Here is a 15,845-nt window from a genome sequence, read left to right as displayed (position 1 = left end):
ACCTCAAAATGTCAGGTCGCGCGCGCCCGTTGCGGGCGCGGCAAAAAAAGTTCGGTCACGTCAGGCGCTGCGCGACTCGGTTTCGTCGTCGGTCAGAAAACCTGCGTCCTGCGCGGCATCGCGGCGATCCTCTGGATCGTCGCGCGCCGCCTCGATCGGGTTCGGCTCGGCGGCGTGCTCCGTATTGCGAGCTACGCCCGAGTCGTGCGCGGGTGTTGCCGGATCGGTCGGGGCGACCGGATCGTGATTCTGTGCCGAACCGGCGACGCTGGTCTGCGTTGCCGTAGGTGCCGGTTCCGGCTGTTGTTGCGTGTCGTGCGGCGCGCTCGACGCGTCTGATGCACTTGACGCATTCGTCGTGCCGGACTGCCCGGTCGCTTCCGCATGGGGCTCCGGATTGGACGTCGACTCGGCTATGGTCTCGGGCGGTGCTGCTGCAAATCCGGACGCCGACTGCTCCGCCGCTTCCGGTTCGTCCGCGTCACTCTCCGTGTCGCGCTCCGCATCCTGATCTGGCTGCCGCACGCTTTGCGCATCGCCCTCGGCAAATTCGATTGCGTGCTGACCTAGCAGATCCGCGTTCAGTTGCGCGGACGGATCGGCCAGCGGCGGCAATTCGTCGAGCGCCGTTAGGCCAAGGTCGTCGAGGAACTGACGCGTGGTCGCATACAGCGCCGGACGCCCCGGCACGTCGCGATGACCGATCACCTCGATCCAGCCGCGATCCTCGAGTTGCTTGACGACCTGCGTATTCACCGTCACACCGCGAATTTCTTCGATGTCGCCCCGCGTCACCGGTTGCCGGTAGGCAATGATCGCGAGCGTTTCGAGCACCGCGCGCGAATATTTCGGCGGTTTTTCCGGATGCAGTCGATCCAGATACGAACGCATCGCGGGCTTGCTTTGAAACCGCCAGCCCGACGCCAGCCCGACCAACTCCACACCGCGCCCAGACCAGTCCCGCTTCAGGTCTTCGAGCAAAGTCCGAACAGTGTCTGCCGACACGCCGTCGGCAAAGAGCTTGCGCAATTCGCCGAGCTTTAACGGCTCCTGCGCGCAGATCAAGGCAGTCTCGAGGACGATCTTCGCCTCTTGGGTATTCATGCAGCTAGGTCAGACCCTGTGGTCAAAGAACCGGATCAAACAGACGATGTGGAACTGAAGACGCGCTCGCCCGATTCTGATCGGTCATATTGATGGGAGCACGCACCGGGGGGTGGCGAACAGACTTATCGAGCCAGACCCAGCCGGACGGAGCGGCGATATTCCTGAAAGGATTCGCGTGAACTGAGCGCCATATTACGCAAAAACGACCGGGGCGTAAAGCCGCGATCTGCCGTGCATCTTCTGCTTCGGCGCCGACCGGTGTACCCGTGCTCGCGGGGACCGAGTCGCCACTGAGAAGATATCCACGATTCGCGGCCTTTCGCCGCTTGCGGCGCGCCAGGACGCTGCGCGGCGGACACGCGACGCCATGCGCTCACGCGCCGGCGTGGCGCGCCAGAAACCGCGTCAAGCGTTCTACGCCCGCATCTAGCCGCGCCGTATCGCACGCATAGCACCAGCGCACGAACCCCTCGCCTTGCGGCCCGAACGCGCTGCCAGGCGCTACGCCGAGCCCGACCTCACGCACCATCGCCTTGCACAAATCGAGACTGCGCGTCGAGCCCGGCATCGCGAAGAACAGATACATCGCGCCCAGCGGAGCCTTCACATCGACGCCGGGGACTGCCGACAGCGCGCGCACCAGATGATCACGCGACTTCCTCAGGTCGCGCACCAGTTCCTGCGTAAAGCGCTCGCCCTGCTCGAGCGCCGCGATGCCCGCCTGTTGCACGAACGACGGCGCGCACGACGTGTTGTACTCGACCAGCTTCGCGAGATCGTCCATCAACGCGGTCGGCGCGACGATCCAGCCGAGCCGCCACCCGGTCATCAGCCAGGCTTTCGAGAACGAATTCACGCAGGTCACGCGTTCGTCGCGCGTCGTGAGATCGAGAAACGAAGGCGCGGTGCGCGCGCCGGCCGCCTGCGCGGCGTCGTCGCCGGGATAGTAGAGCCGCTCGTAGACCTCGTCCGCGACGATCCAGATACCGTGCCGCCGGCAGTGTTCGAGCACGGTACGCTGCTCGTCGCGATTCATCACCCAGCCGGTCGGATTGTTCGGCGAGTTGATCATCAGCATCTTCGTGGCAGGCGTCAGCGCGGCAAGCAATTGCCCGACGTCGAGCTCCCAGCCGTGTCCGCCGTAGCCAAGCGCGACGGTTTCGACATGCGCGCCGAGAATCTTCGGAATCTCGACGAGATTCGGCCATAGCGGTGTCACCGCGACGACCCGGTCACCAGCGCCGACCACCAGTTGCGCGGCGAGCATCAGCGCGTTGACGCCCGCGCTCGTGATCGCGATGTGCTCGGGCGACGTTGCGCCGTGCAGCTCGCTGACGTAGCCCGCGAGCGCCGCGCGCAACGGCGCGATGCCGAGGTTGTGCGTGTAAAACGTCGCGCCGGCGGCGAGCGCTGCACTCGCGGCGTCGCGGATGAATGCGGGAGTGACGCGGTCGGACTCGCCGAACCAGAACGGCAGCACGTCGTCCACGCCGAAACCGGCGTTCGCGACCTCTCGGATTTGCGATGGACGCAGCGCGCGCACGGCGTCGCGCGCATTCGGGATGGAGGGCACGGGCAGGTCCAATTCGCTCATCGAGGGTTCCGGGAGGGTGAAAGATAAGAGGCTCTGGGCGCAACGCGAAGGCGTGCGCGATGACGGCGGTAGTTTAGCGCGCCGGGTAATCGGACAGCGGCGAAGCAGGTGCCGGGTGGGCGGCGGGCCACGCCTGGTGGGACAGACCGCACACCATCCCGCCCGTTAATTCAACTCCTCGGCCCGCCCCGGCAACTGCCTGATCAGATTCCACACCGCCTCGGCCGCGGGCGACAGCGAACGGTCGCGCCGCCGCACCAGCTCGACGCGGCGCTCCGCGCGCGGCACCAGCGGACGCGCGACCAGAGACGCCCCCGCCGGCAGCGGCAGCGCGAGCCACGGCAGCACGCTGATGCCGACGCCCGCCTCGACGAGCCCGAACACCGTCGCCGAATGGCCGAGTTCCTGCACCACGGTGGCGTTCACACCCTGCGCCTGCATCACGGCGTCGATGAGTGGGCGGCTACCGGACGCATAGTCGAGCATCACGAGTTGCTCACCGTCGAGGTCCTTCCACGTAACCTGTTTGCGCGCGGCGAGCCGGTGATCGTCACGCGACACGATGCAGAACGAGTCGGTCATCAGCGTCTCGCTGAGCAGATCGTCGTCGGAGAACGGACCGATGATCACGCCGAAGTCCACTTCACCCGACTTCACCTTGCGCACCACGTCGCTTTGCACGTCGTCGCGCAGACCAAGCGTCACATAGGGAAACTGCTGCCCGCACGATGCGACCACGCGCGGCATCAGCCGGCACGCGACGGTCGGGCTCGCCGCGACCACCACGCGTCCGCGGCGCTGCTCGCCGATTTCGCGGATCTCGCGCAACGCGTCGTCGAGATCCGACAGCAGCCGCGACACGCTCGACACAAGGTTGCCGCCAACGTCGGTTAGTTGCACTTCGCGCGTCGTGCGATCGATGAGCTTCAAGCCGATTTCGCCTTCGAGCTCGCGCACGCACCGACTGACCGCCGACTGTGTGAGGCCGATTTCATCGCCGGCCCGGCTGAAGCTTTGCAAGCGCGCCACCTCGATGAAAACCCTGAGCTGTCGCAGCGTCACATTCATTTGTTGACCTCATCAATAACGCAATTTAATGCGCATTGTAGGTTAAATCCATGCGGCACAGCGCCCGTCACACCGGCCGCCGCAATGCAGCAAAAAGGCGCGAACGCCCGCTGGCCGGGCTCATCTGCACAAGATTGGTGATTGTCCCGATTTGCGAGGTGGGTTTTTTGGATTCATATACGGCCCTGGTTGGCGCCCGCGTTGGCCCGCCGCCACGGGGTTTTCAGGCAATCGATATCAAATTGGCACACTTCGTGCGTTGTGAGACGCGCAGGGTCGGCGCCATGATTTCCGACTGAAACGGCAATCCGTGGCAAGCCCGTCCCCTTTGGCACTCGCCTATCGAGTGTATGAAGAGTGCGCGGCGCGGGGCAGCGCACCGGAGTTAGCTTCGCTGAGGTGATACATGATGCTGTTCGACGATTTGAGAGATAACGAGTGGGCGCTGGTCGAGGCTTTGTTCTGTGCCGAGCCGACGCGCAGCGAACGGCGCGGTCGACCGCGCGTGGAAGCTCGGGCGGTGGTCAACGCCGTACTTTGGGTGTTGTCGACGGGCGAAGGCTGGTCCAAGCTGCCGGGCCGCTATCCGTCCCCGCCGACTTGCCGCCGGCGTTTCGACGAGTGGCAGGCCGATGGCACGCTCGCTGAAATTGTGAAGCGGCTTGGCACCAGCGGCCGCGAAATCTCGTTGCGCGGCAGGATCGGCGCAACGGCCGCGAAACCGCCGGCACCGCCGAGCCGCGACCGTATGCGCGGCGCGTTCTGGACCAATCCGGAATCGTGGCGCGCGCCGGTCAAGATGGCCTGACGCGAAACCACGTTGTCACCGGGCGCCTGCGGGCGCCCGGTTTTTTATCCAGCCGCCTTATTCACGATTGCGTGCACGCCGCGACCCGCGAGCATTTGACGGTCGCCGCGGGACGCTGCCCTCGGTTTCGTGCCCGCTTTCGGCGCGCCATCCGCACGAGCGCCACAGCGTATCTTGTGCGCGGCCTAAGACTCGCAAACTGTCCGATAGCTCCGGGTGAAACATCCATTTACTATTAATTACAGCACCCTTTCTTCCCCCGGCATAACTTAATACCTATGCAAACAGGCCTTGAGACGATGGGCTCGAGGTTGAGGGGGATTTCGGAATGAAACCAATGTCACTGCTGTTGTGCGGCATTGTCATTTCATCGATGGCCGCGCCAGCATTTGCGCAACAACGCCCGCAAGGGTGGAACTGGCGCCCGGACCGTCAGGCTACGCTGGAAGCGTGGCAGCAAAGCGAGGCCCACAATCGCGACTTCACGCCGCCGACGCCGCGAGGCGATCTGCGTGGCGATATCGCCAGCAATGTCCGGGCACGGCCTGATGCGCCGCGCGAGGAGCAGCGACGGCGTTGATGTCGTGTGTCGCCGCGTGGGTGGCGCGTCGTGCGACGCGGTACGAGTCTTTCGCATTGCGTATGCACGATCGGGGAACCACCGGACGCGGCACCGGTCTGACTCAACGCCATTAGCACAGCGTGGCAGTAGTAATTCCGGTATGCCCGTATCTTCGTGATACGGGCTTTTTTTCGCCACCGTGGCGTTGATGGCATGCAAGGCGCGCAACGGCAACGGCCGGCGCTGAACGCGTCGCCGCATGGTCGATGGGGAAGCCGAGAGTCGCCCGCGGACGCGCATAGCGACCGGCCGACAGTAGAGACCGCCCGCCGTGGGGGTGACAGGCCCGGGCGGACAGTGATTCAGATAAGCGATGAACCTTGAACTAAGGCCTGACTTCGGCTGTCGCTGCGGACTGCGTTTCAGCCGCGCCGAGAACGTAATCGTTCATGCGTTGCGCTGTCCATGTGAGCAGACGCTCGTCGTGCTCGAGCCGCGCAAACTCCGCTTTGCCGCGTTCGGTGAGCACGGCGATGTCGACGGGGGCATGAAAGCCCGGCGCCGGGGCTACGGTTCGCTGACGAACGGTGTCCATCAGTCCCAGCGCGCGAAGATATTGGAAGACACCCGGCCTTCTGGCCCAGGGGACCTGGCGATATTGCGCTCGCCGCAGCGCTTCAAGTACCGCTTCGTTGGAATACGTGGTCATCTCACTTCTTTCTTAAAGTGCAGCTATGACACATTCATGCCCACGCGTCGCTGCGCCACCGGCGACGCGCGTAGCACCCGCTCCCGGTCGGAAGCTCGCCGCCTGTTTGACGGCGGATTTCCGCCAGGTGCTGCCTGGTCTCGTTTTCGGAACCCCCGTCAGAACGGCATGTTAGCGTTCCCTCCCCGAACCGACGATGCAACCGCCGCGGCGCGATGGCCGGCCCGTGGATTTATCCCGAAAGACATACGTTACCCCATTTAAATTGATTCTATTCACTTTATTAGCGCTTTTTTTTGCAGCAATCGTGCTATGGAAACGTGCGCGACGGCCGCTCATCGTCTGCTTGATCGCGCTGTTCTGGCTGCTGGCGGCCGGCTGGCTGACCGCGCCACTGCTCGATCTGGCGCAGCCGCAACGACAGAGCGCCGAGGCCGCCACCTTCGCGCCACGCACCGGGATCATCCTGCTCGGCGGCGGCACGATCTACGACCACGACCACGTGCTGGTGCCACCGCGCGACGTGCTTTCGCGCATCAAAGTCAGCGCGCAGAACTATGCGGCCTGCAAGCGCACGGCGATCGTCTGCCGGGTGATCGTGAGTGGTGGCAATCCTCAGCGGCACAGCGCGACGGAAGCCGACACCTACCTGCCCTATCTGCTGCGTCAGCAGGTGCCGCGCTCGGACATCGTGCTCGAGAAAAGCAGCCGCACGACCTACGAGAACGCGCGCAACGTCTCGGCCATTGTCGGTCAATCACATTACGACACGTTGATACTCGTCACTTCCGCGTATCACATGCCGCGTGCGCTGCTCGACTTTCACCGCTTCGGCGTCGAGCCGCAGCCGCAGATTTCGAGCGCGCGGCGCGTGCGGCTCGGCGTGCTGCCGCGCTTCGGTAATCTCGTGGCCGCGGAGATAGCGTTGCATGAGCTCATCGGCCTCGCGCAGTTTCACCTGTATCGCGCGATCGGCTGGTTCTGACGAACGATATGGGCCGACGGAGTCATTACAAAACGTAACAAATGTCGAGCGCAGTTACAAAGCCATCCGTTGGAGCAGAGTTTGCTCGATAGAATGAATTGTCTTTCCCCTGGACAGCAATACTCGGGTCCACCACCACTCTATGGAGGTAACGATGAAGAAAGTGTCCATGGCGATACTAGTTTCCCTGTGTGCCGCGGCCGGCGCAGCTTACGCGCAGGACCAGGGCATCACGACGAGCACCGATCCGGCCAAGGCCGCCGACGTCGAGCAGCGTGCGCAAGATTTGCAAAACCGCGAGCAGTCGATGGGAACCGCACCCGCCGCCCCGGCCAAACATCACAAGATGGCTCCGCATCATCCGAAGAAGGGTGCGGACGCGTCGGGTACCTGAGCGACTTCGCGGATCTCGCCTCGCGGCCTCGTCGTGAAGGTCAAAAAGCCGAAGCCGGCAGCGCCGGTTTCGGCTTTTTTGTTTGCGCGATCCGCTCCCCGCCGACGACACGCTTCGAACGCGCACCGGTCTGGCAGAGCCTCCGGCGCACAGCATTCTGTATGCTAAAGTCGCGCACCGACCGGCGAGCCGCCGGCATCCCCTAACCCGTGCGCACCCTGGTGCGGAGGACAGCATGAGCAATATCCAGCTTGATATCGAATGGACCGAAGCAGCATCTCGCAAGATCGAAAAACTGATGCCGCGTGGCGGTCAGGAAGCGTACCTCGCGCTGCCGCCCGTCGAATGCCTGCCGATGGAAGGCGACGTGCTGTTTCTCGGCCCGGCTGGCAAGCAGCAGCCGTTCATCGTCGCGGAGCGTCAGTATCACCATGACGGCGACGCCGACTGGACCATCATCCTGATTCTCGACGTCCCGCAAGCGACCCACTGATCGCTGACGGCGCGCCGGCGGCCTCGGTCCCGCCGCACCTGGCCGGCGCGTCGTCCGCGCGCCGCTGACGCCCGCCCGCCGAGCTCAGGCGATCTTCGACACCACGCGAATCTCCGCGTGCTCGATCCAATCCGCGGCCGCTTTCTTATAAGCCTGGATATGCGCGGATTTCGCATGCGCCGCGAGCGCATCCTGGCTTTCCCATCGCTCGATGAACACGAACCGGCGCGGCTCCTGCACGTCGCGGTGCAAGTCGTACTGCAGCACACCAGCTTCCTTGCGCGTCGGCCCGACGATGCCTTCGAGCGCCTCGCGCAACAGCTCCTCTTGCCCCGGTTTCGCCACCGAAATTGCGACCACCGCGATTTCCGCCATGCCTGATCTCCTCTTTACGAAAATCAGCAGCATACCCGCCAGTCGCTGAACCTGCCGACGACGGCGCTCACCAGCCTGGCGACGCATGAATCTCGCCTCCGCCCGCCATGCCAGGCCACCGTCGCGTCAACACGGAATCCGCCCGGCAAGGCAGTGCCAAGCCCGCCGCCCGAACCGCAACATCAGCCTCCGCACCGGCACTAAGATGTGTGCACCGTCGGCGCCTGGAGTTTGGCGGGCGACCACTGGGCGCCCTGCTACCCTCGGCGTGGTACGGCAACTCATTGCGATTGAGAATCGGTTTCACGCGTGGCAAGCGCGCGAAACGCTCCGGCGCATGACCGCAACGGGTTGCCGCATGGCCGTTGGCAGCCGTTTTGCGGACAATTCTCGCGCTTATGCCTTTGTGATAACCCGCACATTGATGCACGCTGCAAACTGCTAGACTCATTTTGACCAATTCGCCGGAGTCCAGCGTAGCTGGTACTGCCCTCCGTGTTCGCGGGACGCGTTCGTGTCGTCCCGGCGACGCTTCGGGTGTGCGGGCGCTGCGCGCCGAATGGGTTTGCGAGCCCCTTTACCCCTTGCCGCAACAATCCCATGTCAGCTCTGATGCCCGCTTCTATGCCATCTGTCAGCGAATTGACCGTGAGCGGCGTGCTCCCGCACCTGGTCCGCGGCGAGTCGGGCTGGACCGCGACCTGGCGCGCGTTGACACTGCACAGCGTGTTCCAGCCGGTGCTGTCGGTCACGCATCAGTGCGTGGTCGGCTACGAGGGGCTGTTGCGCGCGTTCGATCCGGTCGGCCTGCCCGTTTCGCCCGAAGTGCTGTTCTCCGGCACGCGCTCGGCCGCCGAAGCGCGCGAACTCGACCGCATCGCGCGCTGCCTGCACGTGGCGAACTTCATGGAGCAAGGCATCAGCACCGGATGGCTGTTTCTGAACACACGCCCGCAGGTGTTCGAAACCGGCTGGCCGCAGCGCGCGTTCATCGACGAGTTGTCCGCGCATTTCGGGCTGCCGCAGGAGCGCATCGTGATCGAAGTGCTCGAGCAGCCCGCCGACGATGAATCCGCCGTCGCCAGCATGCTCGCCGCCTCCCAGCCGCGCGATTTCCTGATCGCGATCGACGACTTCGGCACCGGCTTCTCGAACTTCGACCGCGTATGGCGCTTCCGCCCCGACATCGTCAAGCTCGACCGTTCGCTCGTCGCGCGCGCGGGCAAGCGCGAGGGCGACGAATCGATGATCAGCCATCTGATCGCAATGTTGCATCAGTCGGGCACGCTGGTGCTCGCCGAAGGCGTCGAAACCGATGAAGAGCTGATGATCCTGATGCAGGCCGACGTCGATTTCGTGCAAGGCTTCTGGTTCGGCCAGCCGAAGAGCAGCGTGCGGGCCGCCTGCACGAAGGTGCCCGCGCTCGTCGAATCGATCTGGAGCAAGTTCGCCGACTACGAGCGCGCGCACGCCGGCCACCAGCGGCTCGGCTTCGAGGGCTTCGCGGAAGCGGTGCTGGCCGCCGCCGACACCTACAAGGCGACCGGCGACCTCGAACAGGCTGCGCAAAGGGTCTGGCATCTGCCCGAAGCACGCCGCGTATTCCTCACCGACGACCAGGGCGAGCAGACCCAGCCTTCGGTGACGGCGGCATCGGTCCCGCCGCCTCCGAAGCGGCTCGCGCCACTCTATACGGAGACGCGCAGCAACTGGTCGCGTCGCGCGTATTTCCGGCACGCGCTCGCGGCGCCGGGCCGCGTCGCGATGATGGGGCCGCACTATTCGCTCGCCGATGGTCAAGACTGCTACACCGCGGCGATCGCGTTCGAGCGCGACGGCACGAACGTGCTGTGCGTCGACTTCGTGCCGGAGGCATCGCCGCCGGATGTGCGCACCGGACGACGCGGCACGAAGCGTTAGCGACCCGCGCCGCTACTCGTGCACGCGGCCGCGCCCCGACTTCACCTCGCTGCGCTTTGCCTTGCTGTCGAGCCGTCGCAGGTTCGACGCGCGAGTCGGCCGCGTCGCGACCCGATGCTTGCGGGTGACGCTGACACTTTCGATCAGTTCATCGAGCCGCGCGAGCGCCGCCGCGCGGTTCATCTCCTGGGTCCGATGTTCCTGCGCCTTGATGACCACGACTCCGTCGCGCGTGAGCCGGTGGTCGGACAGCGCGAGCAGACGCATTTTCAGCACTTCCGGCAGCGACGAGGCGCGCACGTCGAAACGCAGATGGATCGCGCTCGATACCTTGTTGACGTTCTGCCCACCCGCCCCTTGCGCGCGCACGGCGGTCAGTTCGATTTCGTTGGGCGGGATCGGGTAGCGGGATGTCATGGGCGGTCGGGAAGAAAGATGCATCAGTGTACAAGCGCTCGGCGCGAGATGCCCGAGGTCGCCGCAGCGCGCCGCAGCGCCGGGTGCAGTGCTGGGCGGCACCGGCACGCGATCGCTTACGAAAAAAACCATTTGCGTCGGCACGACCGGTTCATCGATACTGGCTCTTTCGCTTACGGCGTAAATTCAAATGAAAATCCGTCCCGGTTTCGTGCTCGAACTGGCGGTCAACTTTCTGCTGCCGTGGCTTGCCTACCGGCTCGCGATACCGCGAGTCGGCGAGACCGGCGCGCTGATCGCGTCCGCCGTGCCGCCGCTCATCTGGAGCGCGATCGAGCTCGCACGCTTCAGACGCGTCGATGCGCTCAGCGTGATGGTGGTCGCGGGCATCGTGTTGTCGGTCGCGGCCATGGCGCTCGGCGGCAGTCCGCGCATGCTGCTGTTGCGCGAGTCGCTGGTGTCCGGCGCGGTCGGCGTGGTGTTCCTGCTGTCGCTGCCGATGCGTCGTCCGCTGATCTTCTACCTCGCGCGCGCGACTCTCGCGCGCGAAATGGAAGGCGGCGCCGCGCATTTCGAGGCGCTGTGGCGCGAACGCCCCGGTCTCGCTCCCGCGTTGCGAACCATGACGCTCGTGTGGGGCGTCGGCCTGACCGCCGAGACCGCGCTACGCGCGTGGATGGCGCTGACGTGGCCGATCGAACGCTTCCTCGTCGTGTCGCCCTTTATTGGCTACGGCATCTACGCGGGACTGGCGCTGTGGACCCTGTGGTATCGCAAGACGATGCGCAGCCGCGTCGAGTCTATCGAGCGGGCGAGCGGCATGGCCGGTTGAGCGCCGCTCGCACTCTACGCCCTCCACTCCGCGTGTTCCGCCTGCGCTTGCGCAATCAACGCGACGCCTCCGCAATCCGCGCGGCCAGCCCCGAATCACGCTGCGTCGGCGTCGCGATCGCCTGCGCGAGCACGGCCCGCGCGCCGATCACCTCGACGCGTTCGCGTGCGCGAGTAATCGCCGTGTACACGAGCTCGCGCGACAACACCCGGCTGAACGCCGACGGCAGCACCAGCACCGCGTGCTCGAACTCCGAACCTTGCGACTTGTGGACCGTCAGCGCGAACGCGGTGTCGTGCGGCGGCAGCGCGGCCGGCGACACCGCGCGCACGCCGCCGTCGCCGGTGCGGAAGTACACGCGCAGCGCGCCGCCCGCGCCCGGCAGCGCAATGCCGATGTCGCCATTGAACAGCCCCAGCGCGTAGTCGTTGCGCGTCACCATCACCGGACGTCCCGCAAACCACTGCGCGCCGACCGCGAGTGTGACGCCCGCGGCGCGGCGCACCTGGGCCGCCATCGCCGCATTGACCTGATCGACGCCACGAGGTCCGAGCCGCGTCGCACAGAGGATGCGGAAGCGGTTGAGCGCGTCGAACAGCGGCAATGGATCGGGCGTATCGCTGGCGAGCGCCGCGGCAAGGGCGTCGGCGTAAGGCCCGAAGCCGGCGGCAAGTCGCGTGACGGTGCGCTCGGCGAGCGTCGTGTGCGCGTCCTCGTGCAGCGCCGCGGCGCAGTCCTCGGTCGGGTCGGTCCGTAATACGTCGAGCGCCGCGCTCGCCGAGCCGTTGCGAATCGCAACCGACAAACGGCCGATCGGCGACTCGAGGCCGAACCGGTAGTTGCGCTCGAGCCAGACGACGCAGTCCGCGAGCGGATTGCGTTCGTTCGCCAATTGCATATCGCGACCGGACTGCTCGTCAGTCGCCGCTGTCGCGACATCGGCGAACAGATCGCCCGATGCGTCCGGCGCGAACGTGCGCAGCGCCTCGGGCGGCACAAAAAAATCATCCAACGGCGCTGCATCGTCCTGACGCGACGCACGCGGCAAAGCCCGCGCAAGCCGCGCCTCGTCGATATCGAGCGCCTGCGCGACCCGTCGCAATCCGCTTGCGCTCAACGCCGGCCGCGCGCTGAGTTCGGCGAACACCGCGCCGGCTTCGACCGCAGCGAGCTGGTCCTTGTCACCGAGCATCACGAGCCGCGTTTGCGGTCCGATCGCGTCGAGCAGATGCGTGGCCATCGCGACGTCGATCATCGACGCCTCGTCGATCACGACCACGTCATACGGCAACGGATTATCGCGATGATGCCGGAAGCGTCCGCCCGGTCCCGAGCCCAGCAATCGATGCAGCGTGTACGACGTCTGCGGCAAACGCTCGGCGAGCTCCGGCGGCAGGTCGCCCGCGCGTGCGAGCAACGCTTCCTGCATCCGTTGCGCCGCCTTGCCGGTCGGCGCCGCGAGCGCAATACGCAAATCGGCGCGCGCATCGAGCAGACACGCGAGCACCCCGACCACGGTCGTGGTCTTGCCGGTGCCCGGACCGCCGCTGACGATCGTCAGCCGCCCCGACAGCGCCATCACGGCCGCGACGCGCTGCCAGTCGATTTCGTCGTCTTTCGGGGGGCCGAAGTAGCGCAGCAGGCGTTCGCGCAAAGCGGCGGGCGCGGAGCCGGCGTCGACATTCGCAGTGCTCGCGTCGCCCGTCGCCTGTGCGACCAGCGCGTGGGCCAGGCGCCGCTCGTAGTCGTAGTAGCGCGCGAGATAAAGACGCCCCTGCGCGTCGATCACGAGCGGCCGCAACGCCGCCGCACTCGCTGCGTCCGCGGCGCCATCGCTTGCCATGCCGCTCGCGAGCAGCGCCGCGCGCACTTCGGCGCTCGATGCGTCGAAGCGGCGCGCGAGCGCCGCGAGCGGCACGCACACGTGCCCTTCGGCGGTCGCGCGGCTCGCCGCGAACGCGCCGCGCGCGGCCCATTTCACCACCTCGGTCGATGCACCACCGCGCCGCGCCAGCATGCCGATCCGACGCGCGAACCCTTCGGCCAGCGCGATGCTGAAATCGGCGGGCGCGGGCAGGTTGACGCCGATGTCTTCCAGACCGAGCGGCGCGGCCGCGTGCTCGTCAAGCGTGCCGAACGTGCTCATGCGCCACCTCCGATCATCGCCGCGTCGAGCAGCGCCACCAGTTCGAACGGCGCGCGCCGCCTGTGCACGCCGGCGGCGCCGTCGACATCGCGCCAGTCCGGCCGCACGCCGCGCACGAACAGATACAGATAGCCGCCGATATGCGTGTCGTACGCGTAATCGCGCACGCGCGTCTTCAGATAGCGATGCAACCCGACCGTATAAAGCAGCGCCTGCAGGTGATACGCATGACTCGCCATCGCCGCTTCGAGCGGCGCGGCCGCGTAATCGGCCGCGCTGTCGCCGAGATGGTTCGATTTCCAGTCGACGATCCAGAAGCGGCCGTCGTGCTCGACGATCATGTCGATAAATCCTTTGATGTACCCACGCAGCACGCCGGGCTCCAGCGCGACGTCGGGATAGCCGTATTCGATCAGCAGCTCGCGCAGCGCCGGAAAATCGAGCGACGGCGCCGCGAACAGAAACTCGAGTTCGTTCAGGCGCCAACGCGGGTCGAGCTGCGCGAGCGTCATGCCGGGCACGAGTTCGGTCGAGACGACGTCGGCGATCAGCCGATGCATCATCGCGGGCAAACGCGCGGCGAGCTCGGGCGCGGCCGGCGCCGGTCGCTCGCGCAGCGCGCCGCGGATCGCGTCGGGCCAGCTGCGCGCGTCGCTGAAATCGGCGAGCTCGAACATCCGATGCAGGCAATCGCCAGCCGCCGCACCGCGCGGGAACGCGAGGATGTCGTCGTCGGCATGCGCCGGGGCGTTGGGCGCGGCAACCGGCGCGAGCAACGGCGCGGACTGTAGCGCATCGGCGATCTCATCGTGGTCGGGCCGCACGTCTTCCTGCGGCGCGTGCGCGTTGGCATCCCCGTTCCTCGCGCCGGCCGCGATCAGGCCGCTGAAACTCGCCATGCGCCACTGATCCCGCAACGGCCGCCGATTCGCGCGCGCGTGCAGATGCGCGCCCTGATCCTGCAGACTTTCGAGCGGCACGCGGCGCGTCACTTCGGGCAGCGCCCGCAAGGTGACCGGTCCGCCCGCCAGCGCATGCCAGCTCGCCGCGAGCGCGGCTTCGTTGGGCGGCTCGGCGAGCCATGCGTCGAAAGTGTGGCCGCTGCCGCCGACGAGCCAGTTCAGCACGCTGCGGCGCGACTCTTTGGTCGAGCGCGACGACAGATAGGTGCCCGCGACCAGGTAGCAGCGATACACCGCGCGCGTGAGCGCCACATAGACGAGCCGCGCGCGTTCCGCCGCCTGCTCGCGCACCGCATAACGCGACGCGCGCTCGGCTTCCTGTTCGTCGCAACCATAGTGCAGCACCGCGTCGCCGCTGTCGTCGTGATACTCGCGCGCATCGGGCAAGCCCGACGACGGCGGCTCGCGCAAGCCGCCATCGTTCAGGAACGGACAGAACACGACCGCGTATTCGAGTCCCTTCGATTTATGGACCGTAACGATCTGCACGAGATTGCGATCCGACTCGAGCCGCAGTTGCGCCTCTTCCCCGCCGCCCTGCTGGCGCTGCGCGGCGAACCAGCGCAAGGTCGGCGCGATGCCGGGCTGGGCGGCCGCGCGCGCCTGTACGAGCTCGGCGAGATGGTTCACGTTGGTCAGCCGGCGCTCGCCGTCGACACCCGCGACGAGCCGCTGAGCAACCCGCAGCTCGCGCATCAGCGTGCGCCACATCACGGCGAAGCCGCGTTCGTGCCACAGCATCCGGTAGCGCGAAAAACGCTCGACCCAGCCCATTGCGTCGGCGGGATCGAGTGCTGGCGTGGGTTCGTCAAAGGCCTCGGCCGCGGGTGCATCGGCGACCTGCGTAAGACGCCACAGCGCGGCGGCGTCGAGCCCAAGCCAGTCGGTCGCGAGCGCGGCGCGCAGACGCCGCAAATCGCCAGGCGTGTCGATGGCGGCCAGCACGCGCTCGATCTGCTCGGCATCCAGCGTCGCGAACACCGACGCCTGCGCAAGCTCCACGCTGCCGACGCCCCACGACGCGAGCACGCGTTTGACGAGGCTACCCTGCTTGTGCGTCTGCACGAGCACGGCGATATCGCCGGGCGCGAGCGGCTGGTCGCCGATCGTCACGACGCCTTCACGCGCCCCTCGCAATAGCCGCACGATCTCGGCCGCGCACGCTTCGCTCGCCGCGCGCTGCGCGTCGCGTTTGCTCAGCGCGCTCTCGCCTCGCGGCAACGTCCAGATGCGGAAATCGCCGCCGCCCGCGTCGGGATCGGCGAACGGTGCACGCCGCCGCTCGCCCGCACGCACCGGCTGATAGTCGAGCCCGTCGAGCACGAAAGCTCGAGGGTTCGCTTCGAAGATCCGATTGCACGCGTCGACGATCGGTGCGGTCGAGCGCTGGTTGACCGCGAGCGTGTAGCACGCGGACGCCGACTCGCGCGCCGCGAGATACGTCTGCAGATCCGCCGCACGGAAACTGTAGAT

At 66.4% G+C, this 15,845-nt stretch carries 15 protein-coding genes; 7 read left to right on the top strand and 8 right to left on the bottom strand.

Annotation, left to right across the window (positions count from 1 at the left end; translation table 11 throughout):
* Positions 1 to 60: 60 nt before the first annotated feature.
* The 3 genes from scpB to AB3X89_RS08130 all read right to left on the bottom strand — a co-directional run bounded on the left by scpB (position 61) and on the right by AB3X89_RS08130 (position 3,769).
* Positions 61 to 1,104, bottom strand: coding sequence for an SMC-Scp complex subunit ScpB (gene scpB / locus AB3X89_RS08140; protein ID WP_368582701.1), 1,044 nt, complete (start codon positions 1,102 to 1,104; stop codon positions 61 to 63).
* Between the two features lie 376 nt (positions 1,105 to 1,480).
* Positions 1,481 to 2,701 (bottom strand): pyridoxal phosphate-dependent aminotransferase, encoded by a 1,221-nt coding sequence (locus AB3X89_RS08135; protein WP_368582700.1) that lies wholly within the window; start codon positions 2,699 to 2,701, stop codon positions 1,481 to 1,483.
* A gap of 165 nt (positions 2,702 to 2,866) precedes the next feature.
* Positions 2,867 to 3,769, bottom strand: coding sequence for a LysR family transcriptional regulator (locus AB3X89_RS08130; RefSeq protein ID WP_013089149.1), 903 nt, complete (start codon positions 3,767 to 3,769; stop codon positions 2,867 to 2,869).
* Between the two features lie 406 nt (positions 3,770 to 4,175).
* On the opposite strand from AB3X89_RS08130, the gene AB3X89_RS08125 reads away from it, so the two are divergent.
* Both AB3X89_RS08125 and AB3X89_RS08120 read left to right on the top strand, forming a co-directional pair.
* Entirely contained in the window at positions 4,176 to 4,577 is a 402-nt protein-coding gene (locus AB3X89_RS08125; RefSeq protein WP_368582699.1) for a transposase, read from the top strand.
* Positions 4,578 to 4,905: 328 nt separating this feature from the next.
* Positions 4,906 to 5,157: a hypothetical protein gene (locus AB3X89_RS08120; protein ID WP_368582698.1), complete on the top strand. Its 252-nt coding sequence runs from the start codon at positions 4,906 to 4,908 to the stop codon at positions 5,155 to 5,157.
* 367 nt (positions 5,158 to 5,524) lie between these two features.
* Here AB3X89_RS08120 and AB3X89_RS08115 read toward each other — a convergent pair whose 3' ends face one another.
* Positions 5,525 to 5,848, bottom strand: a complete 324-nt coding sequence (locus AB3X89_RS08115; protein WP_176378009.1) for a hypothetical protein — start codon at positions 5,846 to 5,848, stop codon at positions 5,525 to 5,527.
* A 346-nt stretch (positions 5,849 to 6,194) separates the two neighbouring features.
* Here AB3X89_RS08115 and AB3X89_RS08110 point away from each other — a divergent pair, with 346 nt between their 5' ends.
* The 3 genes from AB3X89_RS08110 (at position 6,195) to AB3X89_RS08100 (ending at position 7,720) form a co-directional block, all read left to right on the top strand.
* Positions 6,195 to 6,833: a YdcF family protein gene (locus AB3X89_RS08110; protein WP_368582906.1), complete on the top strand. Its 639-nt coding sequence runs from the start codon at positions 6,195 to 6,197 to the stop codon at positions 6,831 to 6,833.
* A gap of 154 nt (positions 6,834 to 6,987) precedes the next feature.
* Positions 6,988 to 7,227, top strand: coding sequence for a hypothetical protein (locus AB3X89_RS08105; RefSeq protein ID WP_368582697.1), 240 nt, complete (start codon positions 6,988 to 6,990; stop codon positions 7,225 to 7,227).
* Between the two features lie 235 nt (positions 7,228 to 7,462).
* Positions 7,463 to 7,720, top strand: a complete 258-nt coding sequence (locus AB3X89_RS08100; protein ID WP_008923870.1) for a hypothetical protein — start codon at positions 7,463 to 7,465, stop codon at positions 7,718 to 7,720.
* 84 nt (positions 7,721 to 7,804) lie between these two features.
* On the opposite strand, the gene AB3X89_RS08095 is transcribed toward AB3X89_RS08100, so the two are convergent.
* Entirely contained in the window at positions 7,805 to 8,095 is a 291-nt protein-coding gene (locus AB3X89_RS08095; RefSeq protein ID WP_368582696.1) for a putative quinol monooxygenase, read from the bottom strand.
* Between the two features lie 624 nt (positions 8,096 to 8,719).
* Between AB3X89_RS08095 and AB3X89_RS08090 the strand changes: the two genes are divergently transcribed.
* The gene (locus tag AB3X89_RS08090; protein ID WP_368582905.1) at positions 8,720 to 10,015 is read left to right on the top strand and encodes an EAL domain-containing protein; all 1,296 of its coding nucleotides are present in this window, start codon (positions 8,720 to 8,722) and stop codon (positions 10,013 to 10,015) included.
* Positions 10,016 to 10,027: 12 nt separating this feature from the next.
* Here AB3X89_RS08090 and arfB read toward each other — a convergent pair whose 3' ends face one another.
* Positions 10,028 to 10,432: an alternative ribosome rescue aminoacyl-tRNA hydrolase ArfB gene (arfB, locus tag AB3X89_RS08085; RefSeq protein WP_013089140.1), complete on the bottom strand. Its 405-nt coding sequence runs from the start codon at positions 10,430 to 10,432 to the stop codon at positions 10,028 to 10,030.
* Between the two features lie 190 nt (positions 10,433 to 10,622).
* Between arfB and AB3X89_RS08080 the strand changes: the two genes are divergently transcribed.
* Positions 10,623 to 11,264, top strand: a complete 642-nt coding sequence (locus tag AB3X89_RS08080; protein WP_368582695.1) for a VC0807 family protein — start codon at positions 10,623 to 10,625, stop codon at positions 11,262 to 11,264.
* Positions 11,265 to 11,319: 55 nt separating this feature from the next.
* Here the strand turns inward: AB3X89_RS08080 and AB3X89_RS08075 are convergent, their stop codons facing one another.
* Both AB3X89_RS08075 and AB3X89_RS08070 read right to left on the bottom strand, forming a co-directional pair.
* Positions 11,320 to 13,410: an AAA family ATPase gene (locus tag AB3X89_RS08075; protein ID WP_368582694.1), complete on the bottom strand. Its 2,091-nt coding sequence runs from the start codon at positions 13,408 to 13,410 to the stop codon at positions 11,320 to 11,322.
* The coding region (locus tag AB3X89_RS08070; RefSeq protein WP_368582693.1) for a 3'-5' exonuclease at positions 13,407 to 15,845 on the bottom strand (2,439 nt) is incomplete at its 5' end. The genes AB3X89_RS08075 and AB3X89_RS08070, both read right to left, overlap by 4 nt.

Source organism: Paraburkholderia sp. BR14320 (genome assembly GCF_040948665.1).
GTDB classification, from domain to species: domain Bacteria; phylum Pseudomonadota; class Gammaproteobacteria; order Burkholderiales; family Burkholderiaceae; genus Paraburkholderia; species Paraburkholderia youngii.
This window is presented reverse-complemented; position numbering and strand designations above follow the sequence as displayed.